Here is a 23,689-nt window from a genome sequence, read left to right on the forward strand (position 1 = left end):
TCCGCCAGGCCTCATGGGCCCATCACCGTCGGCCAATGCGGCACGCCGGGGGCCGTCAGCTTGGGCGGGCTCGTTGTCAGGACCGGGGTGGCATCGCCCGGCTCCTTGCCGTGCGCATGGTAAATGGCCGACGCCCGGAAATATTTCTGGTTGGCCCTGATATCCGCAGCGGCGAGCGCGTTGTTCAGCACCACGCCTTGATATTCCAGGAAGCTGAGCACACGGTAGAACTCGTTTCTTCCACTTTTGTAATGCCCGGTCTTGCTGGTGATGTAGCGCAGCCTCCCAGCAATGCAACACAGTTCGCCACCGCATTGCACGGGGCCTCCGGCGAAGAAGCTGGAATGATGAAACATGTTCACGATATGGGAATTGGCATACAGGCGATTGTCGAAACCGAGCACAAAGATCGCCCACCCGTGTCCGGAAAAAGCCGTCTCGCGACTGCTGGTGTCGAACAGATTGCCGCTGGCGTCATGGATCCGACCGTTCTGGATCGTCAGGGCATACGATTCCCGTTGCGTTTCATCGCAATACGTCACGCCATGCCTTAACGCATCGACATTCGCACTGTTGCCGCCGCCAAGATACATCCCGGTCGGGTCATCTTCCATATTGATCAGGAAGACACGGTCCACGAACGCGCCGATGCTGAGCAATCCGCCGTGGGCACGGTAGACCTGGTACCGTAGCTCCGCCGTCCCGGCAATCGTCGGCCCCCAATGCCTGGCCTGCATTTCGCGTGCATAGTGGCTATCGAGGCTGTTGCCGACCCTGGGTACGTCGCGTGCGCCAGCGCCATGGCGTTGCAGTAGTTCTCGTCCAAACGCCAACAGCGGCACAGGAATAGTCGCGACTGCGTCGCCAGAAGACGATTGCTCGTTCCTGAACAAGTCATTGGTAATCTGGACGAACACTGGCTTTGTGCTATCGAGAACAGAGAGGATTGTCGCCTGACTGGCACGTTCCCGGCGAGCATTCGCGGTCAACCAGGAGATGCATCCGCGTCTCAGGCGTCTTACTGCGTCGAGCTTTGCGGGCAGGTCATGCGCTGCATTCTGTACTGCCCGAAGTGCACCCTTGATTTCTTGAAAATCCGACTTTGTCTTGAAGATGCGCCCGACTCCACTTCGTCCAGTCAGCGAATCGAATTGCGCGACGGTAGGTATATTCATGTTTTACTCACTGATTGAAGCCGCCGGGCCATCGTTCGACGCTTGCGGCTGATTCACTGCAAGCCGGGGACGCGCACCGCCATCGACGACATACGAGAACTCGCCGTTGCAGACATCGATGCGCACACCGCCGATCGTACAGTCCTGGATCATCGACGAGAGGAATACACTCGACATATCCGGCAGCATCGTATTGGTCAGGATCGCGTCGATCATGCGTCCACCGGACTCGCTCTCGGTACAGCGCGACACCACCAGCTCGACCACATCGTCGCCATATGCGAACGGAATCCTGTAGCGGGCCTCGATCCGCCCCTTGATACGCTCCAGTTGCAGCCGCACGATCTCCCCAGCATCGCATCAGTCAGCGGGTAATACGGAATCGTCACCAGCCGCCCCAGCAGCGCCGGCGGAAACACCTCCAGCAGCGGCTTGCGCAGGGCGCCAGCCATGCTGTCGGGATCCGGCACTTGCTCCGGCGTGCTGCACAGGCGCGAGATCAATTCGGTGCCGGTATTGGTGGTCAGGATGATGAGCGTGTTCTTGAAGTCGATGAACCGCCCTTCCCCATCTTCCATATAACCCTTGTCGAACACCTGGAAGAACATCTCGTGCACGTCGGGATGCGCTTTCTCCACTTCGTCGAGCAGCACCACCGAATAGGGACGGCGGCGCACAGCCTCGGTCAGCACCCCGCCTTCGCCGTAGCCGACATAACCCGGCGGCGCGCCTTTCAGGGTCGATACCGTGTGCGCTTCCTGGAACTCGCTCATATTGATCGTGATGAGGTTCTGCTCGCCTCCATACAGCGCTTCGGCCAGCGCCAGCGCGGTCTCGGTCTTGCCCACGCCCGAGGTGCCGGCCAGCAGGAACACGCCCACCGGCTTGTTCGGGTTGTCCAGGCCCGCGCGCGCGGTCTGGATGCGGCGCGCGATCATCTCCATCGCATGGTCCTGGCCGATCACGCGCCGGGCCAGGATGGTGCCGATGTTCAGGATCGTCTCCATCTCGTTGCGCGCCATGCGGCCGACCGGGATGCCGGTCCAGTCGCCGACCACCGCCGCCACTGCCTGGTAGTCGACCGTCGGCAGGATGAGCGGCGTCTCGCCCTGGAGTTCGGCCAACTGCGCCTGCACCACGCTCAGCCGCTCTTTCAACAGGCTGCGCCGCTCTTCGTCCTGCGCCACGACATTGCCGTCGACCGGCAAGGCGCCATCGCGCAGCCGGGCGCGCAGCGCCAGCAGCTCGTCGACCAGTTCGCGTTCCCCGGCCCAGCGCCGCTCGAGCGCAGCCAGCCGCTCGTGCTCCTGGCCCAGCGCGACCTCGGCCTCGCGGGCACGCGCGCCGACCTCGAAGCCGATCGCGCCTTCGCGCCGGATGATGCCCATCTCGACCTCCAGCGCCTCGATGCGCTTGCGGCTGTCGTCGACTTCGGCCGGGGTGGCGTGCAGGCTCACCGCCACGCGCGCGCAGGCGGTGTCGAGCAGGCTCACGGCCTTGTCGGGCAGCTGGCGCGCCGGGATGTAGCGATGCGACAGCTTCACCGCCGCCTCCAATGCCTCGTCCAGGATCTGCACCCGGTGGTGCTGTTCCATGGTCGAGGCCACGCCGCGCATCATGCGGATCGCCCGTTCCTCGTCCGGCTCATCGACCTGGATGCTCTGGAAGCGGCGAGTCAGCGCCGGGTCTTTCTCGATGTGCTTCTTGTATTCGGCGAACGTGGTGGCGCCGATGGTGCGCAGGGTGCCGCGCGCCAGCGCGGGTTTTAGCAGGTTGGCGGCGTCGCCGGTGCCGGCCGCGCCGCCGGCGCCGACCAGGGTATGGGTCTCGTCGATGAACAGGATCACCGGCTTCTCGCTGGCCTGAACGTCGTCGATCACCGACCGCAGGCGCTGCTCGAATTCGCCCTTCATGCTGGCGCCAGCCTGCAACAGGCCGACGTCCAGCGCCAGCAGGCGCACCTCCGTCAGGCTCGGCGGCACGTCGCCGCGCGCGATGCGCTGGGCGAAGCCCTCGACCACCGCGGTCTTGCCCACGCCCGCCTCGCCGATCATGATCGGATTGTTCTGGCGGCGCCGCATCAGGATGTCGACCATCTGCCGGATCTCGTCGTCGCGCCCGACGATCGGGTCCATCGTGCCGCTCCTGGCCTGCTCGGTCAGGTCGGTCGTGAATTTCTTGAGCGCTTCCTGCCTGCCCATCTGGGCCGGGGCGAGCGCGCCCGATGCTTCGCCCGGGGCGCCGGATGCCTCGAAGCCGTCGCTGGCGCCCAGATTCGCTTCGGGCGACTCCTTCAACAGCGACGCGAAGCGCTCGGACAGGTCGTCGGCCTTGATGCGTTCGAACTGGCGGCTGACCGCGTATAGCGCGTTGCGCAGGTTCGCGGTCTTGAGCATGCCGAACAGCAGGTGGCCGCTGCGCACCTGGGATTCGCCGAACATCAGGGTGGCATACACCCAGGCCCGCTCGACGGTCTCTTCCAGCTGCGACGACAGGTCGGTGACCGACGTCGCGCCGCGCGGCAGGCGGTCGAGCGCGGCCGTCAGGTCGCGCGCCAGCACGGCGGCATCGAGTTCATAGTGGCGCACCAGGCGGTGCACGTCGGAATCCTGCAACTGCAGGATCTGGTGCAGCCAGTGCACCATCTCGACGTAGGGATTGGCGCGCAGTTTGCAGAACACCGTGCTGCCTTCGATCGCGCGGTAGCACAGGGCATTGAGTTTTCCAAACAGCGCGACACGGCTGATTTCGGCCATATTCGTTTCTTTCGCAAGGTCAGCCCGCGTGGGCCGGATTGATCAATAGCTGGCGGGCGTCGCGCTCGGCCGGGCCGCTGGCGAGCCAGGTGCTCCAGCCGAGCTGCCTGCCGCCCAGCGCAAGCCGCGGTACTTCTTCACGCCTGAGCACCAGGCGCAGGTCCCAGTCGAGCGCCAGGCCGGCATAGCTGTGTACCCAGTCGACCAGGCGGCGCAGGCTGGCGCCGCCCGGCAGCATGCGCTGGTAGCCGGCGTAATCGAGCGGCCCGATCACCAGGCGGAACTTGTGCTGGCGGTCCCAGACCCGGGTGCCGAGCACCGTGGACGCGCCGAGGCGGTTGCCGCGCTCGCGCGCGCCCATGCGACTCTGGACCTCGGACGGGATCGGCATCCAGTGGCCGACGAATTGCTCGAGTTCGACCGGCGCCCCGAAGTAGGCCCGCAGGATTGCCACCAGCCCCGAGGCCGGGCGGCGCCCATTGGCCATCAGGCCGGCGAAGTGCAGCTTGGCGAAGTCGCCGATGTCGTCGCGCTCGCGCAGCGCCGGCGTGCCGATGCCGAACAGGCTGCCGACGTAGTCGCCGAAACGGTCGCCGTCTGGCCGGTCCAGGCTGATTGCCGGATCGGCGCTGGCGCGGGCGCGGTAGAACAGCGACACCATCCGGTGGTGGAACACGTCCAGGAACGCGACCAGGGTGGGGTCGCCGTGGTTGCGCATGCGCTCGCGGGCATATTCTGTGATGTGCAGCGGCAGCGGTCCGTTGGCGCCGAGCAGGCCCGTGAAGTTCACCGTCAGGCGCGGGCGCGTGCCGGCATTGCGCCCTTCCCCGGCCGGCGTCACGCCAGCCAGCGCGCCTGGCTCGAAGCCGAGCGACGGATCCTGGCCGAAGCGCACGGCGTCGTCACGTGGCCGCAGCGAGGCCCCAATGCGCGGCTGGTCCGGGTGGGCGTTCTCCAGCAGGCGCAAGGCCTGGTAGAAGTCCATGCCGGCCCCGCGCCGCTCGATACGTCGTTGCGTCTCTACAGGATCGCGCATGCGCCTCCCCGCGCCGGCCAGCGCATGATTTCACCGCGCCCATGGGTGCGCACCACGGTCTCGGTGAAGGCATTGATGGACACGTACTGGGCAAAGAAATGGCTCAGCACCGCACCCAGCACGAAGGCGCCCGCGCCCTCGAACGCGGCGTCGTCCATGGTGACCGTGATCTCCAGGCCGCGGCCAAACGCGATCGGTCCGGATCCGGGCAAGCGCCGGGTCACCCTGCGCGCCGCCACCGAGCGCACGCCCTCGACCTGGCGCAGGCTGCCCAGGTCGAGCGGATGGCAGTACAGGGCCAGCAGCTCACGCAGCGCGCCCGCACCCTGTTCCGGGTCGGTGTCGACCAGCGACAGGTAGTTGAGCGACAGCTGGTTGATCAGGCGCCAGGCCGCGCCGCCTTCCGCGAACGAGGGAAACGGCTGGCTCGGCCCGCCCAGCACCCGCACCGCCCGCACCGGACCGCCCTGCTCCAGGATGAAGTCGGTCTTGCCCACACCCAGCGGCATCGACAGCGGCAGGTCGCGATTGGTGCACCACAGGGTCAGGCCGAGCTGGCGCAGGTCGTGGCGGTACGGTGCCTCACGCGCGTCGACCAGGGAAATATAGGTCTCGCTGCCGACGTAGGACGAGCGCGGCCCGCGCTGGCGCTGGCCCGGCGACAGCACGCGCGGCTCGCGTCGGACCTGAAAATAGGCTTGGCCCGCGCCGCCCGCCCCATGTGCGCCGAGGTCATGCGCGCTATACAGCGGCCGGAACTCCTGCTCGGCCTGCGCGCCGCTGCCATGGCCCGTCACGCGCTCGACCTGGTGCACCTCGAAGTCGAGCGGGCGGGTGCGATCGGGCAGCACATGGTATTCAGCGCGTTCCTGCGTCAGGTCGATGCGGTCGGCGCGGCGCTGGAACAGGTTCACGACCGGGGTGCAGTTCAACGCGACATGGCTGGCGTCGAGCACCTGCTCCAGGCGCGTGTCGCCGTGCGCGAGCAGCACGACGATCTCGAGTTCCGCTTCGGCGCAGGCCGCAATGGCCGGGGACAGGCCGGAAAGTTCGACGAACAGGAAGCGCTGGGCGAACGCAAAATACTCCTGCAGCAGCCGATAGCCCTGGAAGTTGCGCTGGCCGCTGGGCAGCAGCGCATCGCCTTCGTCGAAGCCGCGCGGCTGCAACGCCGTCTTCGGCAGCCGCAGGTGGCCGCCCCGGCGGCTGCCCGGCATCACCAGCACACCCTCGGCCGCGCCCAGCAGCTTTTCATAGATCCGGCCCGGCAGGTCGTCGCCGCCGCGCAGGTGCAGCGCCAGGCGATCCAGGCCGAGCGCGCTGAATGGAGCGTCGTTGGTGGTGCGCAGGCGCAGGCGCAGGCCGGCGCGCACATTCGGCGGCAGGCGCGCCTCGACGCCTTCGAGGGCGCCGGCAAGGGGAAACAGGCGCGCCTCGACCAGCTCGATCGGCCACAGCGTGACCGGATGCGCGCTGCGGTATTCGCAGGCGGTGGCGTCGTCCTTGCCCAGCACGCTGCGCATGGCCGCGCCGCGCGGCAGGTGAAAGCCCGCATCGAGCGCCGGGTCAGCCGGGTCGGGCTGCAACTGCACGATCGCCATCGACGGCGTCGGCGCCAGGAAGTGCGGGTAGACCAGCTCCGACAGGTGCTGGGTAAAGCGCGGGTACTCGGCGTCGATCTTCATCTGCACCCGCGCCGCCATGAAGGCAAAACCTTCAAGCAGGCGCTCGACGTAGGGATCGGCGCACTCGAAACCCTCCAGGCCCAGGCGACCGGCGATCTTCGGATACTGGGCCGCAAACTCGCCGCCCATCTCGCGCAGGTGCTGCAGTTCCTGGCTGTAGTAGCGCAGCAGGCGTGGATTGCTCATGGTCGCAGCGCACCACGGTCGAGCAGGGTGAGCTGGCGCAGGTCCAGATCGAGCTCGGTCTTGAGGTACAGGTGTTCCGGATACGGCTGGGCCCACAGATCGGCTTCGATCTCGAACGTGATCTTGCTGATCGCCTCCGGCGCGGCCACGGCCTTGACCGACACCGAAGCGCGGATCAGGCGCGGCTCGAAGTCCCAGATAGCCTGGCGGATCGCGCGCTCGAGGTCGGCCGTGCTCATACCAGCCTGCGACACGCCGGCGATGTCCGGCAAGCCATAGTTGAGCACCGAGCCGGCCAGGTGCGGCAGGCGCGGCATGGCGCCGCCCGCCTCCAGGTTGGTGGTGTTGAGCAGCCAGGCCAGGTCGCGCAGGACGCCCGCGCGCAGGCCGCGCTCGGACAGCACGCGGCGTTCGCGCGTCTCCACCGCCTGGTCCGGCTCGTGGTCGGTCAGGCGGTCCAGCAGCGACGGTTGCAGCCGCTCGCGCGGCGCCAGTTCGGCCATGGCGGATCAGCCTTCGGCTTTATTGCCCGCGATGTTGTAGGTGAAGGTCTTGTCGCCGGCCACCGTGCCCTTGTCATCCTGCGGGGTGTAGGCGACTTCGACCTTGGCGAAGTTGAGCGTGACGTTCTCGGTCAGGCGGTCCTCGCCGCCGCTGCCGCCGGTGGAGATCGAGGTTACCAGCACCTGTGTCATCGTAATGGTCAGATAGGTCTGCTGGCCCTTGCCGGCCTTGCGCACCGTCAGCACGGCTTTGGGGATATGCTCGCCCGTGGCCAGCGTTTTCATGAGCGCATTGGTGGCGCTGTCGATGTACTTGGTAAACGACAGGTCCTGGAAACTGGCCTTGCCGCCGCCGCCGCCGCCGCCCATATGGGTGGTGCCCGACTGGGTCATGCCCCAGCTCCAGGCCAGCACGTCCATATCGCCTTTCGCTTTGCGCTCATCGTCGATCGTTTCGCCCTTGATCGGGTCCAAATTCATGAACATATCTACAGCCATGTCGCTTCTCCTGTAATGCCGGGGCGCCTGGCCCTGGCGGGTTTGTATTGCCTGGATAGGCGCGGACTTCCGGTCCGCGCATTTGAATCAACAAAATCAGTCAAGAAAAATCAGCCGACGGACGACGGCAGCTTGGAGACCAGGCGCAGCGACACGGTCAGGCCTTCGAGCTGGTAATGCGGGCGCAGGAAGAACTGGGCGTTGTAGTAGCCCGGGTTGCCCTCGACTTCCTGCAGCATCACCTCGGCCGCGGCCAGCGGTTTCTTGGCCTTGGTCGTCTCGCTCGAGCTGGCCGGATCGCCGTCCACGTACTGCATGATCCAGCGCGTCAGCCAGCGCTCCATGTCGTCGCGCTCCTTGAACGAGCCAATCTTGTCGCGCACGATGCACTTGAGGTAGTGGGCGAAGCGGCAGGTCGCGAACAGGTAAGGCAGGCGCGCGGCGAGGTTGGCGTTGGCGGTGGCGTCCGGGTCGTCGTACTCGGCCGGCTTGTGCATCGACTGCGCGCCGATGAAGGCGGCCAGGTCGCTGTTCTTCTTGTGCACGAGCGGCATGAAGCCGTTCTTGGCCAGCTCGGCCTCGCGCCGGTCGCTGATCGCGATCTCGGTCGGGCAAGTCATGTCGACCCCGCCGTCGTCGGTCGGGAAGGTGTACACCGGCAGGTTCTCGACCGCGCCGCCCGATTCGATGCCGCGGATCCGCGAGCACCAGCCGTAGTGCTTGAACGAGCGGTTGATGTTCACCGCCATCGCGTAGGCCGCGTTGGCCCAGGTGAAGTCGCGCGCGCCCGGCGCATTGGTGGTCTCCTCGAAGTCGAACTCCTCGACCGGATTGGTCCTGGCGCCGTAAGGCGCGCGTGCCAGGAAGCGCGGCATCGCCAGGCCGACGTAGCGCGAATCCTCGGATTCGCGGAACGAGCGCCAGGCGGCGTGTTCCGGCGTCTGGAACAGTTTGGTGAGATCGCGCGGATTGGCCAGCTCCTGCCACGAGTCCATCAGCATCACGCCCGGATCGGCCGCACTGATCAGCGGCGCATGGGCGGCGGCCGACACCTGCGCCATCTGAGTGAGCAGCTCGACGTCGGGCGCGCTGTTGCCGAAATAGTAGTCGGCCACGAAGGCGCCATACGGCTCGCCGCCGAACTGGCCGTATTCTTCCTCGTACAGTTTCTTGAACACCGGGCTCTGGTCCCAAGCCACGCCCTTGTACTTGCGCAGCGTCTTGTGCAGCTCGGTCTTCGAGATGTTCATCACGCGGATCTTGAGCATCTCGTCGGTCTCGGTATTGCTGACCAGGTGGTGCAGGCCGCGCCAGGCGCTTTCCACCGCCTGGAATTGACTGTCGTGCAGGATGTGGTTGATCTGTTCGGTCAGCTTGCGGTCGATTCCGGCGATCAGTCCCTCGATCGTGACCAGCACGTCGCCGCCGACCACCGTGGCGTCCTGCAAGGCCTGCTGGGCCAGGGTGCGCACGGCGTTCTCGACCGCATCGCGCGCCTTGTCGGTGCGCGGCTTGAATTCCTGCTGCAGCAGGCTCGCGAAGTCGTTCGCGGCGAGCGTACCCTCGGGCGCGGGCTGATTTACGGGCTGATTCACGGGCTGATTCACGGGCTGACTAAGTTCTTGGTTTGCATTGGCCATCGTTTATCCTTTTTGCGATTGGCCGGCGGCGTCTTCCGGCCTGGGTGCGGCGGTCAGCGCCTGCATCAGGGCCGGATCGCCCATCAGCTTCGCCATCAACTCTTCGGCGCCGGTCTTGCCGTCCATATAGGTCATCAGGTTGACCAGCTGGCTGCGCGCTTCCAGCATGGTGCGCAGCGAATCGACCTTGCGCGCGATCGCGCCGGGCGTGAAATCGTCCAGGCTCTCGAAGGTCATCTCGATCGCCAGATTGCCCTCACCGGTGAGGGTGTTGGGCACCGTCGTCACCACGCGCGGCTTCATCGACTTGAGGCGGTCGTCGAAGTTGTCGACGTCGATCTCCAGGAATTTGCGCTCGGCCACCGGCGGCAACGCTTCGGCCGGCGTGCCCGACAGGTCGGAGAACACACCCATCACGAAGGGCAGCTGCACCTTTTTCTCGGCGCCATAGACTTCGACGTCGTACTCGATCTGCACCCGCGGCGCACGGTTGCGCGCGATGAACTTCTGACTGCTTTCTTTAGCCACGATAAGACTCCGTTAAATGTGGTACGTGTTCATGAATCGCCCCGGATACCGCTGATCTGCGCCAGCTGGTTCAATCCATCGGGGGCGAGCTCCTCCATCAATTCGGTGAAATTCATCTCGACCAGGCCCCTGGCCCGCTGCAGCAGCAGCGGCACGGGACTGGACGGTTCCGCGCGCGCATACCAGGCGCAGATGCGCTCCAGCAGCCGCACCACGTCGGCGCGGCCCGCGATCTCGCCATCGGCGCGCGCGGTGGCCAGGGCGGCCGGCGCGGCGCCATCCCTCTCCGCGGCTTCCAGCGACGTGCCGGCCGTTGCGGCCAGGTGCGGGCGCACCTGGCCCGCCGCGCGCTGCAACAGGCTGGCGAGCGGCGTGAGGTCGATGCCCATGCCGGCGCCCAGGTGGCGGGCCAGCGTCGCTTCGATCTCCGCCACGCTGGCGCCGGCGGCATCGAGGGCAGCGCACGTCGTTCCAAGGTCGTCCTGCGACGCCGCCCCGAACGCGGCCAGAATCGTCGCCGGGGCAGCCCTGGATGGGTCGCCAGTTTCGTCCTGCTCGCCGGCGTCGATCTCGCGCAGGCCGAAGGCGCCGATGGCGCGCACCTCGACCAGCGGCATGTCGCGCAACTGGCGCAGCATGCCGCCCGCCTCCACCAACGCCGCCAATGTATTCAGGCGCAAGGTCGGGTCGTTATCGTCGTCGGGGTCGAGCTGCGGATGCAGCTGCTCCCATTGCGTGGACAGCAGCGCCGCCAGCAGCGACAGTCCCGCGGCGAGGCCTGGCGCGCCTTCCTGCCCAAGCAGCGCGCGAGTCAGACCGACGGCCACGCGCAGGTCGCGCGTACGCCCCATCAGCTCGAGCGCCAGCGCGCGCACCGTTTTCCAGTCCGGGCCCGTGGCCGGCGTGATCGTGCTGCCGTACTGGACTTCGGGCTTGCCGTTCAGCGCCGCTTCGAGCGCCAGGAATTGCGGGTCGTATTCCAGGTTCTCGCCGCAGGGCAGCGAGTCGTCGAGTGGCGCGGCGAGGTCCGCGATGGAGGTCGATAGCAGGTCGTTCATGGCGCTTCCATTGATTGGAACGAGGCGGGAACCGTCATCACGATTTCCGCGCTCGTCGTACAGGAAGACTTACGCGGGGCCGGATCGACTGGACGCGTGCGCCGCGATATTTTTTGCTTCGTCGTGCGCGCCGGTCGCCTCGAAGCGCGCCAGCAGCACCGTGACGTTGTCGCGGCTGGCGTGGCGCCGGCTCAAGTCGAGCAGGCCGGCGCAGGCCGCGCCCGGATCGTCTTCGCGGCGCAGCAGCGCCGCGATCTCTGCATGCGGCACCCAGCCATGCAGGCCATCGCTGCACAGCAGCAGCAGGTCGCCGGCGCGCACCTCGTGGTAATCGAAGTCGGGCGCGACGACGGGCGCCGGGCCGATGGCCTGCAGCAGCAGGTTACGTGGCGGCAGCTCGCCGGGCGTGCCCGATTCCAGCGCCAGCTGGTAGGCGGTCTGGTCGCGCGTCAGCTGGACCAGACCGCCATCCCGATAGCGGTACAAGCGGCTGTCGCCGACGTGGAACGAGAGCACGGCGCCCAGCGCCGGCAGGAACTGCAGGCCGGTCAGGGTACTGCCCATGCCGTCGCCGTCGGCTTGGCCGCGGGCGCGGTTTTGTTCGTACAGCAGCGCATTGGCGCGATCGACCGCGCGCCGCAGGCGCACGGTGCCGTTCCAGCGCAGGTCGAGGTCGGTGGCGTCGGGGTCGCCCTCCTCTCCCATCTTCTGCAAGCGCGCGTGGCCGTCGGCAAGGCTGGCGGCCAGCGCCGCCAGCGCGCCGCTGCTGGCGACCTCGCCCGACATGTGGCCGCCCATGCCGTCGGCCACAGCGACCAGGCCGAGGGCATCGTCGACCACGAAACGGTCTTCGTTACGCGTGCGCACCTCGCCGGCCTCGCTCATGCCGCAGGCCTGCATCGCCAGGCGCGCGTTCACCAGAACCTGACGCATGGGCCGCTCAATACATAAGGGCCGGTGGGCCGCGGCGCCGCAGGGTCTTCCTCGAAGCTCAGCGCCAGCCGGGATATTCCGGCAAACACCTCCTCGGCCGGCGCGCCGAGTGGAAGCGGCGCTTTCGCGCCGACGACGACGTTCGCGATCGGCACCGGCGCGCCATGCGCCGGCAGCGCCCACAGGCGCGCCACCCGCCCCGGCGGGATTGCGAGCGGCGCCAGCAGCCTGATGGTCATCGTCTCGCCATGCCGGTGCGAGCCCACGGTCAGCCGGCTCTTGCCGCCCTCGTCCTGCAGGATGCCGACATAGCTGGCAGGCAGCGCCGCCGACATATGGTGCATGCCGAACAGGTGCGCGTTATGCGAGACGAAGGCGGTGGCCACCGCCGCGCCGAGGGCGAAGCCGACCACCGGCTTGAACCATTTCCTCAGCCGGTCCAGGATTTGCCGCGCCGGCTGCGCATCGCCGTCGCGCTGGATGCGCCCCGAGATCCGCGTCCACAGCGCTGGCGGCGGCGCCACGGCCGGGATGTTGCCGTACAGCGGCGCCAGGCGGTTGTTCCAGTCGGCCACCGCGCGCTGGACCGCGATCGACCGGGCCTGCAGGCGTGTGAAACGGCGCCGTGCGCCCGCGCCCATCGTCCCCAGCACATAGGCGCCGGCCAGCTTGTCCAGCAGTTCGGGCCGTTCGTAGTTCACGACGCCCTCCCGGTCGCGGGCTGACGCTGCGCTTCGATGCATTTCCTGAGCCGCTCGAGTCCGCGCCGCACCCAGGCCTTGGCCGTCCCCAGTGGCACCCGCAGGTGCTCGGCCAGTTCGGAATGCGACAGGCCGTCATAGAACGCGAGTGCCAGCGACTGGCGCTGCGGCGCGTCCAGCTGCGCCACGCAGCGCTTCAGGACCATCGCCTCGGTGGCGGCGCTGAACAGCTCGTGCGGGTCGGCGTGGTCGGCGATCGCGTCGACCTGCCCTTCGGCGCCCGCATCGACAGCATCGATGGACTGCACGGTGCTTTCCATCTCGCGCTTGAACTTGCGCAGGTGGTCGAGCGACTTGTTGCGCACCACGCTGATCAGCCAGGTCATCGGGGCTGACAGCGTGGCCGCGTAGGTTCCCGCCTGCTGCCAGACGTTGATATACGCTTCCTGAAGGATGTCCTCGGCGGTGGACGCGGTGCGCAGGTAGCGCAGCGCGACACCGTACAGGTGGGCGCTGGTCAGGTCGTAGAGTTCCTTGAAAGCCTGCTGGTCGCGCAGCGCGACGCGTGCGAGCAAGTTGACCAGGCGCTGGTTTTCCGGTGTGTGGTTGAGCATGTGCGTACTTGGATAAAGGATCGGTTGGCGATTGCGTCTAGCTACGCCGGAATCGCGCACCTGGATGCGCGAATCGCCGTGTATTCCCACCCTCGTACGGAAAGCAATTTGTATTGACAATTCGTAACGACACTTGTGCTTTTATTAGGTTTTCCCTATCAAATAACTAAACACGATAGCTTGGCATAAGGAGATACGATTGGCGGTGACTTTTGGTTTCCTGCACGATCCAGTCCATGAACCTGACACACGATCGACACAGTCACCTGGCGGGCCTGATCACCGCCGCGGCAACCGGGGACCACACGGCATTCCGGGAATTGCACGCCCTGACCCACGACTACCTGTACCACACGGCCCTGCGCCTGCTGCGGCTGCCAAGCCTGGCGGAAGACGTGCTGCAAGATGCCTACCTCAGCATCTGGCTGCACGCGAAATCCTTCCGGCCCGGCCAGGCCAGCCCGATGACCTGGCTGATCGCGATCGTCAGGAACCGCGCCTTCAGCATCCTGCGCAGCAACCGCAACGGCATTGCCTCGCTGATGTCGGAAGAAGATCCGGCGCTGCTGGCCGACATCGAACAGTGCGATGGCCCCGATCCCGACCCCGGCGCCCAGGTCTACGATGCGGTGGCGCGCATGCGCCTCGAGCAGGCGATGGCGCGGCTGGAGCCGGCCCAGCGCCAGAGCATCGCACTGGCCTTCGGGCAGGAATTGACGCATGCCGAGATCGCGCGCCATCTCGGCGTGCCGCTGGGCACGGCGAAAAGCTGGTTGCGGCGCGGCCTGGAGCGGCTGCGCGTCTGCCTGGAAGAACCGGGGGACGTCCAGCAGATCATGGTGTCGGGGACGCGCCGGCGCGCAATGGTCCATCTGCGTACGGAGAAGCGCCGGCGTGGCGTCAAGGCGCCGCCGGTCAAGGAGCGGCTTGGCGCGAAGGTCAGGCGCCCCGCTGGTCCCACACTCGCGGGCTGCCTTCCATGACTTCCTGCATCTGGGTACGGAGCCACAGCAATCCCGGATCGCCGTCGCTGCTCGGATGCCACGCCATGCACAGCGTATAGGTCAGGAAGGGAAACGCCAGGTCGACCACATCGACGGAGAAGTCGTTATAGGGTGCGATGAAGGCCGGCACGGTGCACACCAGGTCGCTCTGTCCGACGATCGCCGCGACCGCGCTGAAGTCACGCACCGCCATCATCGTGTGGCGCGAATGGCCCAACCGGTATAGCTGTTCGTCCATGAATCCGTGCAGGTTGCTGTCGCGCGCCACATTCACGTGATCCAGCTTGCAGTATTCGCCCAGGGGCACCGGGACCTTGCCGCGCGGATGACCCTTGCGCTGCACCATCACGTAGGGCGTCGTCATCAACTCGCGGCTCAGGAGGCCCGACGGCAGCAGGCAGGCCGTGCTGAAGCACAGGTCCACGTCGCCTTTTTCGAGCTTGCTCGCCAGGTCGCTCTCGTCCGGCGCGGCCAGGGTCAGGCGCAGGTTCTTGTTGCCCACCGCCTGCATGCGCTGCGCCAGCCCCGGCAGGATCACGGCGGCGCCCGTGTTGTTGGCGACGATATTGAAGGTGCGCGCCGCGCTCCCGGGATCGAAGTCGTCGGTGTCGAAGCGCACCGCCGCGTTCAGTCCCGCCAGCGCGGGCTGCAGCCGGCGGTGCAGCTTGAGCGCGAACGGCGACGGCGCCAGGCCGCGCCCGCTCTCGGCCGGCACCAGCAGCGGATCGTTGAACAGCTGCCGCAGGCGCGACAGCTGGGCCGACAGCGCCGGCTGGCTCACGTGCAGGCGCGCCGCGGCGCGCGTGACGTTGCACTCCTCGAGCAACACGTTCAGCGAGAGCAGCAGCGGCAGGTCGGCGCCGCGCAAGGACGGCGCGACGCGCGAAAGAAATAGTGGCTTGTTCATGGCGTTGATCTTTCAGGAAGTCCGCAGGAGGCCCTCGCGCCTCCTGCAAACGTTTTCATCAGGTTGACGTCATATGATCATGACGTCATACGGTGGGTATGGTGCCGCCGTCGATGACGAACTCGGCGCCGTGGACCGAGGCCGCCAGCGGCGACAATAAAAAGGCGACCAGCTCGGCGACTTCCTCGGGTTTGCCGGGGCGTCCGATCGGGATGCCGCCGAGCGACGCCATCACCCGTTCGCGGGCGGCCTCGACGCCGCCGCCGCCGTGCTCCGCCAGGCGCTCGAGCAACGCATGGGCGGCGGTGGTTTCGATGAAGCCGGGGGCGACGGCGTTGACGCGGATGCCGCGCGGCCCGAATTCATTGGCCAGCGACTTGCTGTAGCTAGCCAGGGCGGCCTTCGCCGCGGCGTAGGCGACGGTCGATTCATACAGGGGCAGGCGGCGCTGGATCGAGGTGATGTGCACGATGGCGCCGACGCCCCGCGCCACCATCGCCGGCAGGAAGGCGCGGTCGACCCGCACCGCGCTCATCAGGTTGAGCTGGAGCGCCTCGTCCCACATGGCATCGGTCAGGGCCAGCGCGCCCCCACCCGGCGCCGACGATCCGCCGACGTTATTGACCAACAGGTCGAGATGACCGAACTCGCCCTGGACGGTGTCCACCAGGCGGCGCACGCCGTCGACGCTGGCCAGGTCGGCCTCCACGTAGCGCACCGACGCCACCGGATCCTCCGGCAGCTTGCGCGCCGGGGCGATCACGGTGGCGCCGCGCGCGGCCAGCGTACGCACGATGGCCTCGCCCATGCCCTTGGTGCCGCCGGTGACCAGCGCCCGCTTGCCTTCGAAGGCGTAGTTGTTGATGGCGTTGCTCATGGCTTGACCTCCAGGGAAGCGATGCTGTCGGACTGCAGTGCGAAATGGAAGGCGAGCGCGATCGGGCTGCCGGGGAAGTTGCCGCTCACTTCGGCGCGCAAGGCATAGGCATCATCCTTGCCGTCGACGCGGTCGAGGCCAAGGGGGACCATGGTGGCGGCGTACCGGCGCGCGCTGTCCCCGGCCCAGGCGGCGATCTCCGCACGGCCGCGATGCTGGCGGCCCTCGTCGTGCACGGTGGCGTCGGGCAGGAAGACGGCGGCCACGCGCTGGGCATCCTGCGCGTTGCTGGCCTCGACATACGTCGAAATGGCGGAAGGCAGATTGATCATGTTGGTTTCTCCTTGAAAGTAAGTACTTCCAGTGTAGAGTCCACCACTATGGTGAAAAAGATCCAAAAACGATATGCTCAATAAACCTTAAGTTCATAATCAAAGGAATCACCAGCGTCATGAGTTCTTTCGAACTGATCCGCCTCTTTCTCGCCGTCGCCGAACACCGCAGCTTCACGCTGGCCGCCAGGCGCCTCAACGTCAGCCCCACGGCGGTCAGCAAGGGCGTGCGCGCGCTGGAAGCGAAGCACGGGGTGCCGCTGTTTACCCGCACCACCCGCAGTGTGTCCCTCACCGACGCGGGCGCCAGCCTGCTCGCCGTATTGAAACCGGCGGTGAGCCAGATCGAGGACGCCTTTTCGGAACTGGAACAATTCCAGCGCCGTCCCACTGGCCGCATCCGCATGACCGCCCCGCGCGCCCTCGGACGCCTGGTGGCGGGGGTGCTGGTGCCGCGCATGCGCGCCAGCCACCCCGACATCAGCTTCGACCTGTCGCTCGACGACGGCCTGGTCGACCTGGTGGCCGCGGGCTACGATGCCGGCATCCGCCTCGGCCAGGCGATCGCCCAGGACATGGTGGCCATCCGCCTCAGCCGACCGCTGTCCTGGTCGATCGTCGCCTCGCCCGCCTACTTCGAGCGGCATGGCGTGCCAAGTCACCCGCGCGAACTGCTGCAGCACCGCACCATCCGCTACCGCTTCACGACCTCCGGCGTCCTGCCGCCGTGGAATTTCCGTGACCACGAGGGCGAGGCCGACTACCAGCTCGATCTCGATGCCGCCCTGTGCGCCAACGACACCGGCATGATCGCCGAACTGGCGCGCAAGGGGCTGGGCATCGCCCGCCTGCCGGACATCGAGATCGCCGACGACCTGCGCCATGGGCGCTTGGTGCGGGTGCTCGCTCCCCACGTGCCGGCCACGTCCGGCCTCTACCTTTACTTCCCGATGCGCAGCCAGCACCAGTCCAAGATGCGGGCCCTGGTCGACGAGGCGTCGCGGCTGGCCGGCGAAGGCCTGCTGGACGTCTCGTTCGGCTAGCGGCCTGCTCTCTCAGTTGGCGCCGGTGGCCGCCACTGCGTCCAGGATCACCTTGGCGACATCGGCTGGACGCGACTGTTGCGGCACATGGCTGGCCGGCAGTTCGGTGACCTTGGCGCCCATCCTCTTGGCCATCACGCGCTGCAGGCCAGGATCGATCATGCGGTCACGGGCGCTGACGATGAACCACGACGGCTTGCCCTTCCAGGCGGCGTTGGTCACCTTGTCGCTGAAGGCCTTGGCCTGGATCGGGCCCTGGGTCGCGGTCATCACGGCGGCTTGCGCGGCCGGCACGTCCTGGGCGAAGTCTTCGCGCATCGCCGCTTCCGGCAGGCTCAGGAAGCCTTCCTTGTCGGCAACGAAACGCTTGCTGCCGGGGGCGGCCGGATAACCCTCGCCGGTTTCCGCGGTCGACTTGCCGGCGTCCGGCGCAAACGCCGCCACGTACACCAGGCTGCCCACCTTGTCGTGCTGGCCGGCTTCGGTGATCACGGTGCCGCCCCAGGAGTGGCCGACCAGCACCACCTTGCCCGCCTGGTTCTCGATCGCGCGCCTGGCGGCGGCGACGTCGTCGGCCAGCGAGGTCAGCGGGTTCTGGACCGCGGTGACCTTCACGCCCTTGGCCTGCAGCAGCGGGATGACCTTGGCCCAGTCCGAGCCGTCGGCGAAGGCGCCGTGCACGATCACGACGGAGGGTTTGGCGCTGGCCGTGGCGTCGGCGGCGTGGACGTTGGCGCCGATGGTGGCGAGGGCGGCGGCGATGGCCAGGGTGCGCAGGTGGCGTTTGACGGTCATGATGTTCTCCTTCGGGTGTTGTTGGGTAAGTGAAGCCAGTATAGGGATGGCCGAACCGTCGCGGTATCGGTCAATCGACCGAGGCGACCGAGGCGACGGATGTTCCAGCACGCCATCACGCGTCGCCCACTGCGCGTCCATGTCGGATATACGGCGCCACGGCCGAACCGGATGCGCCAACACACACTTTTTTTGCTCAGTCGAACACCGGGGTCTCCACGCCCAGCAATTTGTGGATCTTCGGCGACGTCGTCGTATACAACATATGCACTTTCTTGTCGGGGAAAACATGGGCCGCGGCGCCGAAGGCCGCCAGCGCCGCCTCGTGGAAGCCCGACAGGATCAGCTTTTTCTTGCCAGGATAGGTATTGATGTCGCCGACGGCGAAGACGCCCGGCTCGCTGGTCTCGAAGGTCGCGGTATCGCGCACCCGCAACTGTCGCATCTCCATGTCCAGCCCCCAGTCGACGATCGGTCCCAGCATCGGCAGCAGGCCGAAGAACGCCATCAGGACGTCGACCGGCACGCGCCGGGTCACGCCGTCGGCGCCCGCCACCTTCACTTCGGACAGCCGGCCGCCCTGGACGTCGAAACCCGTGACCTGCCCCGCGATGAACTGCATCTCCTGCGCTTCGCACAGCGCCTTCATCTTCGCGATCGAGGCCGGGGCGGCGCGAAAGCTCTCGCTGCGGTGCACCAGCACCACCGATTCGGCCTTGCCCACGAAGTCCAGCGCCCAATCCAGCGCCGAATCGCCTCCTCCGCAGATCACCAGCTGCCGGCCATGGAAGCGCTCCGGGTGCTTGACCCGGTAGAACAGCTGGCTGCCCTCGAAGCGGTCGATGCCGGCCACCTTCAGCTTGCGCGGCTGGAAGGCGCCCACGCCGGCCGCGATGATGACCGTCTTCGCGATGAAGCGCGTGCCGCGCGAGGTCTCAAGGTCGAAGCGGCGGTCGGCGCGCCGCTGCAGGGTCGTCACTTCCTGGCCCAGGTGGAAGACTGGTTCGAACGGCGCGATCTGCCGCATCAGGTTGTCGGTCAGTTCGCGTCCGGTGAGCACGGGCGCGGCCGGAATGTCGTAGATCGGCTTGTCCGGATACAGCTCCATGCACTGACCGCCCACGGCGCCCAGCGAATCGATCACGTGGGCCCGGATGTCGAGCAGGCCGAGTTCGAAGACCTGGAACAGGCCAACCGGGCCGGCGCCGACGATGACGGCGTCGGCTTCGATGGCGCCATGTTCGGTCTGGAATTCGGGCCGGGCGAGGCGCGGGGTGTCGTAGAGTGTGTTCATGTGCGGTGTCCTTGAGGGGAGAGAGCCGGCAAGCGGCGACAGGACATTTATAATTCCTCAAGCTCACTTGAGGTCAAGTCGACGCCCAGGTAAAACCGACGTGGCGAACGGCTTCGAACCCTCTGATTTGCACCAATATGATTTTGCCAACGGGAAATATTTTGCTCTGGAGGTATATGGCGGCGAGCATCCAGACGTTACAATCAGCGGGTGGCTACCCAAGATTTCCCTATGACAGACCAGCATGCCCCGCCCTCTTCCGGCGCGTCCGGAAGCGCGGACGGATCGCTGCCGGGCGCCGATCGGGCGGGCCTGGCGCAGCCTGTTGTGGCAATCATGCAACCTTACTTCCTGCCCTATATCGGTTACTTCCAGCTGATCGCCGCCGCCGATGAGTTTGTCGTCTACGACAATATCAAGTACACCAAGAAGGGCTGGATCAATCGCAACCGCATGCTGAGCAATGGCACAGACGTCATGTTCTCGTTGCCATTGAAGAGTGCCTCCGACCACCTCGACGTGGTCGAACGCGAACTGTCCCCCGGTCCCCACCGCTGGCTGGCCCAGCTCAAGGGCGGCTACCGCCACGCGCCGCAGTATGCCGCGACCCTGCCGCTGCTGGAGGCGATCGCCGCCTGTCCCGAGACGAACCTGTTCCGCTTCCTGCACCACGCCCTGCTGCAATGCTGCGCCCACCTGGCGATCGACACCCCGATCCGCGTCTCGTCCGGCGTGGCCATCGACCACGGCCTGGCGGCCCAGGACAAGGTGCTGGCGCTGTGCCAGGCACTGGGTGCGCGCAGCTACCTCAATCCGATCGGCGGCACTGAACTGTATGCGCACGCGGCGTTTGCCGCGCGCGGCATCGACCTGCATTTCCTGCGCGCGCGGCCGCTGGCCTACCCGCAATCCGGCGCGCCCTTCATCCCCTGGCTGTCGATCGTGGACGTCCTGATGTTCAACCCGCTTGAAACGGTGCGCGCCTGGGTGCGCGGCCACTATGAACTGCTCTGATATGTTCACTTGGAAGAAACTGGGGAAGGTCTTCACCCCGCAGGAAGTGCCCGGCCGTGACTGGCTGCGCGAGTTCGCCCAGGCCCCGGCGACCCTGGTGTTCGACGATTACGTGCGGGTGTACTTCTCGTGCCGCCCCGGTCCGGACGCCAACGGCCAGTACGTCAGTTATTCGGCCTGGGTGGATCTCGACCGGCGCGACCTCACCCGCGTGCTGCGCGTGGCCGAGCAACCGATCCTGCCGCTCGGCGGTCTCGGTGAATTCGACGAGTTCGGCACCTATCCGGTGTCGGTCGTGCGCGACGGCGACCTGGTGCGCGCCTACTACGCCGGCTGGACCCGCTGCGAATCCGTTCCCTTCAACGTCGCCATCGGCATGGCCACCAGCAGCGACGGCGGCGCCACCTTCAGCAAGGCCGGCCGCGGTCCGGTGCTGTCCTATACCCAGCATGAACCCTTTGTGCTGAGCGGCCCCAAGATCCGCCGCTTCGACGGCGGCTGGCAGCTGTTCTACATCGCCGGACGCAAGTGGAAGCTGGTCGACGGCCGCGCCGAACCGGTCTACAAGATCCGCATGGCCACGTCGGGCGACGGCCTGCACTGGCTGCCCGCCAACCGCGACCTGGTCGAGAGCCGGGTCGAGCCGGACGAAGCCCAGGCCAGCCCGGACGTGATCCACGCGAACGGCAAATACCATATGTTCTTCTGCTACCGTTACAGCAGCAATTACCGGGGCAAGGAGTTCGGCTACCGCATCGGCTATGCGTCCAGCACCGACCTGCTGCACTGGACGCGCGACGACGACAAGGCCGGCCTGGAAGTTTCGGACAACGGCTGGGACGACGAAATGGTCAGCTATCCCCACGTGTTCGAGCTCGATGGCCGCACCTATATGGCCTACCTCGGCAACGGCGTCGGCCGCTACGGCTTCGGCCTGGCCGTGCTCGACGGCGAACTGGAGTGATGCGATGAAGTGGCGCAAAACCGGCAAGATCTTCGACCCGTCGCAGCATGCGCTGCCCAACGGCTGCGAGCTGTTCGCCCAGTCGCCGCAGGCGCTGGTGTGCGACGACCACGTGCGCATCTATTTCTCGACCCGCGCGCGCGACGCCAGCGGCAAGTTCCTGAGCCATGTCGCGTATGTCGACATGGACCGCAGTCTCGAGCGCATCCTGCGCGTGGCCGACCATACGGTGCTGCCCTTGGGCGAACTGGGCGCCTTCGACGAACACGGGATCTTCCCCATCAATCCGGTCCGCCATGGCGACCGGGTGCTGGCCTACACCACCGGCTGGAACCGCCGCGTGTCGGTCTCGGTCGACACCGCGATCGGCCTGGCCGTCAGCACCGATGGCGGGCGCACCTTCGCCCGCGAAGGCGCCGGACCGGTGCTGGCCCAGTCGCTGCACGAGCCCTGCCTGGTGGGCGACGGCTTCGTGCAAGTGATCGACGGCGTGTTCCACATGTGGTACATCTTCGGCACCGGCTGGAAGCGTTATGCTCCCGACGCCGCGCCCGACCGCACCTACAAGATCGGCCACGCGACCTCCGGCGACGGCGTGCACTGGACCAAGGAAGAAGCGCGCCAGATCGTGGCCGACCGCCTTGGCTCGGACGAAAGCCAGGCCCTGCCCACGGTGACCGAGATCGACGGGCGCCACCACATGTTCTTCTGCTACCGGCAATCGTCCGATTTCCGCACCAATGCCGGCCGCGGCTACCGCATCGGCCATGCCTGGAGCGACGACCTGCGGAACTGGACCCGCGACGACGACCAGATCCCGCTCGCCGTCGAGCCCGGCGCCTGGGACGGCGACATGCAGTGCTACCCGCATGTGTTCAAGGTCGACGACCGCATCTGCCTGCTCTACAACGGCAATGAGTTCGGACGCCATGGCTTCGGCCTGGCGCTGCTGGAACGATGAGCGCCAGCGCCGAACAGGTCGCGCGGCTGCTGCGCGCGTGCGACGCCGGCTTCGTGCCGCCGCTGTCGGCGCGCGTGGACATCGACGCCTACGCCGCCAAGCTGGCCGCGCAAGCGACCCTGGTCGAGGCCTGGGACGGCGACGCCCTGGCCGGGCTGGTCGCGATCTATTGCAATAACCACGACACCGGCATCGCCTACGTTTCCAATGTCAGCGTCGCCCCCGCCCACACCCGGCGCGGCATCGCCGGCCGCCTGCTGGGCGAGGCGCTGGCGCGCGCCCGGGCGGCCGGCATGCGCGGCGCGGCCCTGGCCGTCCACGACGCCAACGCAGCGGCGCTGGCGCTGTACCGCAAGCATGGCTTCATGCCGGCCGTCGCATCCGGCCCCGAGCTACGCATGGAACTGGCATTCACTTCGGAGCATCCACAATGAACGACTCCCGCGACTACAACGCCGAGGCCAAGGACGCCCTCGGCCACCGCTACGCCTACGGCTTCGATTTCGACGTCATGCACCCCTATTTCATCCGCAGCTTCGCGCCGTTCTTCCGGCCCGGCAGCCTGCTGGAACTGGGCTGCTTCCAGGGCGCGCTGACGCGCCGCCTGCTCGATCACTTCGACGACGTCACCTGCGTCGAGGCCTCTAGCGAGGCGCTGGCCGAAGCGCGCGCCGTGGTCGGCGCGCGCGCGAACCTGGTGCACGCCCGTTTCGAGGACGTGACGCTGCCGCGCCGCTACGACAATATCGTCCTGACCCATGTGCTGGAACACCTGGACGATCCGGTCGGCCTGCTGCGCCGGATCAACGACGAATGGCTGGCGCCGGGCGGCCGCCTGTTCCTGGTCTGCCCCAACGCCAATGCGCCGTCGCGCCAGATCGCGGTCAAGATGGGCCTGATCTCCCACAACGCCGCCGTCACGCCGGCCGAGGCCGAACACGGCCACCGCATCACCTACAGCCTCGACACGCTCGAGCGCGACGCCGTCGCCGCCGGCCTGGCGGTGCGCCACCGCTCCGGCATCTTCTTCAAGGCCCTGGCCAACTTCCAGTGGGACCGCCTGCTGCAGACCGACATCATTTCGCCGGCCTACCTGGACGGCTGCTACGCCCTCGGCCAGCAATACCCGGACCTGTGCTCCAGCATCTTCCTGCTGTGCGAAGCCGGCCCGGCACAACGATAGAG

At 67.0% G+C, this 23,689-nt stretch carries 23 protein-coding genes and 1 pseudogene; 7 read left to right on the forward strand and 17 right to left on the reverse strand.

The features are described 5' to 3' along the window. Nucleotides 1–11: 11 nt before the first annotated feature. The 12 genes and pseudogenes from DIR46_RS26555 to DIR46_RS07755 all read right to left on the reverse strand — a co-directional run bounded on the left by DIR46_RS26555 (nt 12) and on the right by DIR46_RS07755 (nt 13,313). On the reverse strand, nt 12–1,175 hold the full coding sequence (locus DIR46_RS26555; RefSeq protein WP_162819477.1) for an IQM protein middle domain-containing protein: 1,164 nt from the start codon (nt 1,173–1,175) through the stop codon (nt 12–14). 3 nt (nt 1,176–1,178) lie between these two features. Continuing rightward, nucleotides 1,179–3,931: pseudogene (gene tssH / locus DIR46_RS07705) on the reverse strand (type VI secretion system ATPase TssH). A gap of 19 nt (nt 3,932–3,950) precedes the next feature. Next, nucleotides 3,951–4,967, reverse strand: a complete 1,017-nt coding sequence (gene tssG / locus DIR46_RS07710) for a type VI secretion system baseplate subunit TssG (protein WP_109344716.1) — start codon at nt 4,965–4,967, stop codon at nt 3,951–3,953. Further along, on the reverse strand, nt 4,952–6,838 hold the full coding sequence (gene tssF / locus DIR46_RS07715) for a type VI secretion system baseplate subunit TssF (RefSeq protein ID WP_109344717.1): 1,887 nt from the start codon (nt 6,836–6,838) through the stop codon (nt 4,952–4,954). Before tssF ends, tssG begins: the two co-directional genes overlap by 16 nt. Beyond that, entirely contained in the window at nt 6,835–7,341 is a 507-nt protein-coding gene (tssE, locus tag DIR46_RS07720; protein WP_109344718.1) for a type VI secretion system baseplate subunit TssE, read from the reverse strand. Before tssE ends, tssF begins: the two co-directional genes overlap by 4 nt. Before the next feature lie 6 nt (nt 7,342–7,347). Then, a complete protein-coding gene (locus DIR46_RS07725; protein WP_109344719.1) occupies nt 7,348–7,839 on the reverse strand; it encodes an Hcp family type VI secretion system effector in 492 nt (163 codons plus the stop codon). A 110-nt stretch (nt 7,840–7,949) separates the two neighbouring features. Next, on the reverse strand, nt 7,950–9,479 hold the full coding sequence (gene tssC / locus DIR46_RS07730) for a type VI secretion system contractile sheath large subunit (RefSeq protein WP_109344720.1): 1,530 nt from the start codon (nt 9,477–9,479) through the stop codon (nt 7,950–7,952). Nucleotides 9,480–9,482: 3 nt separating this feature from the next. Then, on the reverse strand, nt 9,483–10,007 hold the full coding sequence (gene tssB, locus DIR46_RS07735; protein ID WP_109344721.1) for a type VI secretion system contractile sheath small subunit: 525 nt from the start codon (nt 10,005–10,007) through the stop codon (nt 9,483–9,485). 29 nt (nt 10,008–10,036) lie between these two features. Continuing rightward, nucleotides 10,037–11,065 (reverse strand): type VI secretion system protein TssA, encoded by a 1,029-nt coding sequence (gene tssA / locus DIR46_RS07740; RefSeq protein ID WP_109344722.1) that lies wholly within the window; start codon nt 11,063–11,065, stop codon nt 10,037–10,039. Between the two features lie 69 nt (nt 11,066–11,134). Then, nucleotides 11,135–11,998 (reverse strand): PP2C family protein-serine/threonine phosphatase, encoded by an 864-nt coding sequence (locus tag DIR46_RS07745; protein WP_109344723.1) that lies wholly within the window; start codon nt 11,996–11,998, stop codon nt 11,135–11,137. Beyond that, nucleotides 11,980–12,699: an anti-sigma factor gene (locus DIR46_RS07750; protein ID WP_162819478.1), complete on the reverse strand. Its 720-nt coding sequence runs from the start codon at nt 12,697–12,699 to the stop codon at nt 11,980–11,982. Before DIR46_RS07750 ends, DIR46_RS07745 begins: the two co-directional genes overlap by 19 nt. Next, on the reverse strand, nt 12,696–13,313 hold the full coding sequence (locus DIR46_RS07755; protein ID WP_109344725.1) for a sigma-70 family RNA polymerase sigma factor: 618 nt from the start codon (nt 13,311–13,313) through the stop codon (nt 12,696–12,698). Before DIR46_RS07755 ends, DIR46_RS07750 begins: the two co-directional genes overlap by 4 nt. A gap of 236 nt (nt 13,314–13,549) precedes the next feature. On the opposite strand from DIR46_RS07755, the gene DIR46_RS07760 reads away from it, so the two are divergent. After that, a complete protein-coding gene (locus DIR46_RS07760; RefSeq protein WP_109344726.1) occupies nt 13,550–14,296 on the forward strand; it encodes an RNA polymerase sigma factor in 747 nt (248 codons plus the stop codon). Here the strand turns inward: DIR46_RS07760 and DIR46_RS07765 are convergent. From DIR46_RS07765 to DIR46_RS07775, 3 genes are all read right to left on the reverse strand, one after another. Beyond that, nucleotides 14,253–15,224: a LysR family transcriptional regulator gene (locus DIR46_RS07765; RefSeq protein WP_109344727.1), complete on the reverse strand. Its 972-nt coding sequence runs from the start codon at nt 15,222–15,224 to the stop codon at nt 14,253–14,255. The two genes, DIR46_RS07760 and DIR46_RS07765, sit on opposite strands and share 44 nt — an antisense overlap. 85 nt (nt 15,225–15,309) lie before the next feature. After that, nucleotides 15,310–16,101, reverse strand: a complete 792-nt coding sequence (locus DIR46_RS07770; protein ID WP_109344728.1) for an SDR family oxidoreductase — start codon at nt 16,099–16,101, stop codon at nt 15,310–15,312. Then, complete coding sequence (locus tag DIR46_RS07775) at nt 16,098–16,433, reverse strand: nuclear transport factor 2 family protein (protein WP_205289093.1); 336 nt, start codon at nt 16,431–16,433, stop codon at nt 16,098–16,100. Before DIR46_RS07775 ends, DIR46_RS07770 begins: the two co-directional genes overlap by 4 nt. Nucleotides 16,434–16,552: 119 nt before the next feature. On the opposite strand from DIR46_RS07775, the gene DIR46_RS07780 reads away from it, so the two are divergent. Then, complete coding sequence (locus DIR46_RS07780; protein ID WP_109344729.1) at nt 16,553–17,476, forward strand: LysR family transcriptional regulator; 924 nt, start codon at nt 16,553–16,555, stop codon at nt 17,474–17,476. Nucleotides 17,477–17,488: 12 nt separating this feature from the next. On the opposite strand, the gene DIR46_RS07785 is transcribed toward DIR46_RS07780, so the two are convergent. Continuing rightward, nucleotides 17,489–18,271, reverse strand: coding sequence for an alpha/beta fold hydrolase (locus tag DIR46_RS07785; protein WP_109344730.1), 783 nt, complete (start codon nt 18,269–18,271; stop codon nt 17,489–17,491). Nucleotides 18,272–18,467: 196 nt separating this feature from the next. Then, nucleotides 18,468–19,565, reverse strand: coding sequence for an NAD(P)/FAD-dependent oxidoreductase (locus DIR46_RS07790; RefSeq protein ID WP_109344731.1), 1,098 nt, complete (start codon nt 19,563–19,565; stop codon nt 18,468–18,470). A 336-nt stretch (nt 19,566–19,901) separates the two neighbouring features. On the opposite strand from DIR46_RS07790, the gene DIR46_RS07795 reads away from it, so the two are divergent. From DIR46_RS07795 to DIR46_RS07815, 5 genes are read left to right on the forward strand one after another with little or no spacing between them, the layout of a single operon-like run. Then, nucleotides 19,902–20,579 carry a WbqC family protein gene (locus DIR46_RS07795; protein ID WP_109344732.1) on the forward strand — a complete coding sequence of 226 codons (678 nt, stop codon included), beginning with the start codon at nt 19,902–19,904 and terminating at the stop codon, nt 20,577–20,579. Nucleotide 20,580: 1 nt separating this feature from the next. After that, complete coding sequence (locus DIR46_RS07800; RefSeq protein WP_109344733.1) at nt 20,581–21,543, forward strand: exo-alpha-sialidase; 963 nt, start codon at nt 20,581–20,583, stop codon at nt 21,541–21,543. Between the two features lie 4 nt (nt 21,544–21,547). Continuing rightward, nucleotides 21,548–22,504, forward strand: a complete 957-nt coding sequence (locus tag DIR46_RS07805; RefSeq protein WP_109344734.1) for a glycoside hydrolase family protein — start codon at nt 21,548–21,550, stop codon at nt 22,502–22,504. After that, entirely contained in the window at nt 22,501–22,938 is a 438-nt protein-coding gene (locus tag DIR46_RS07810) for a GNAT family N-acetyltransferase (RefSeq protein ID WP_109344735.1), read from the forward strand. Before DIR46_RS07805 ends, DIR46_RS07810 begins: the two co-directional genes overlap by 4 nt. Further along, nucleotides 22,935–23,687 (forward strand): class I SAM-dependent methyltransferase, encoded by a 753-nt coding sequence (locus DIR46_RS07815; protein WP_109344736.1) that lies wholly within the window; start codon nt 22,935–22,937, stop codon nt 23,685–23,687. The genes DIR46_RS07810 and DIR46_RS07815 overlap by 4 nt, the downstream gene beginning before the upstream one ends. Nucleotides 23,688–23,689: the final 2 nt, after the last annotated feature.

Source organism: Massilia oculi, assembly GCF_003143515.1.
GTDB lineage: Bacteria > Pseudomonadota > Gammaproteobacteria > Burkholderiales > Burkholderiaceae_D > Telluria > Telluria oculi.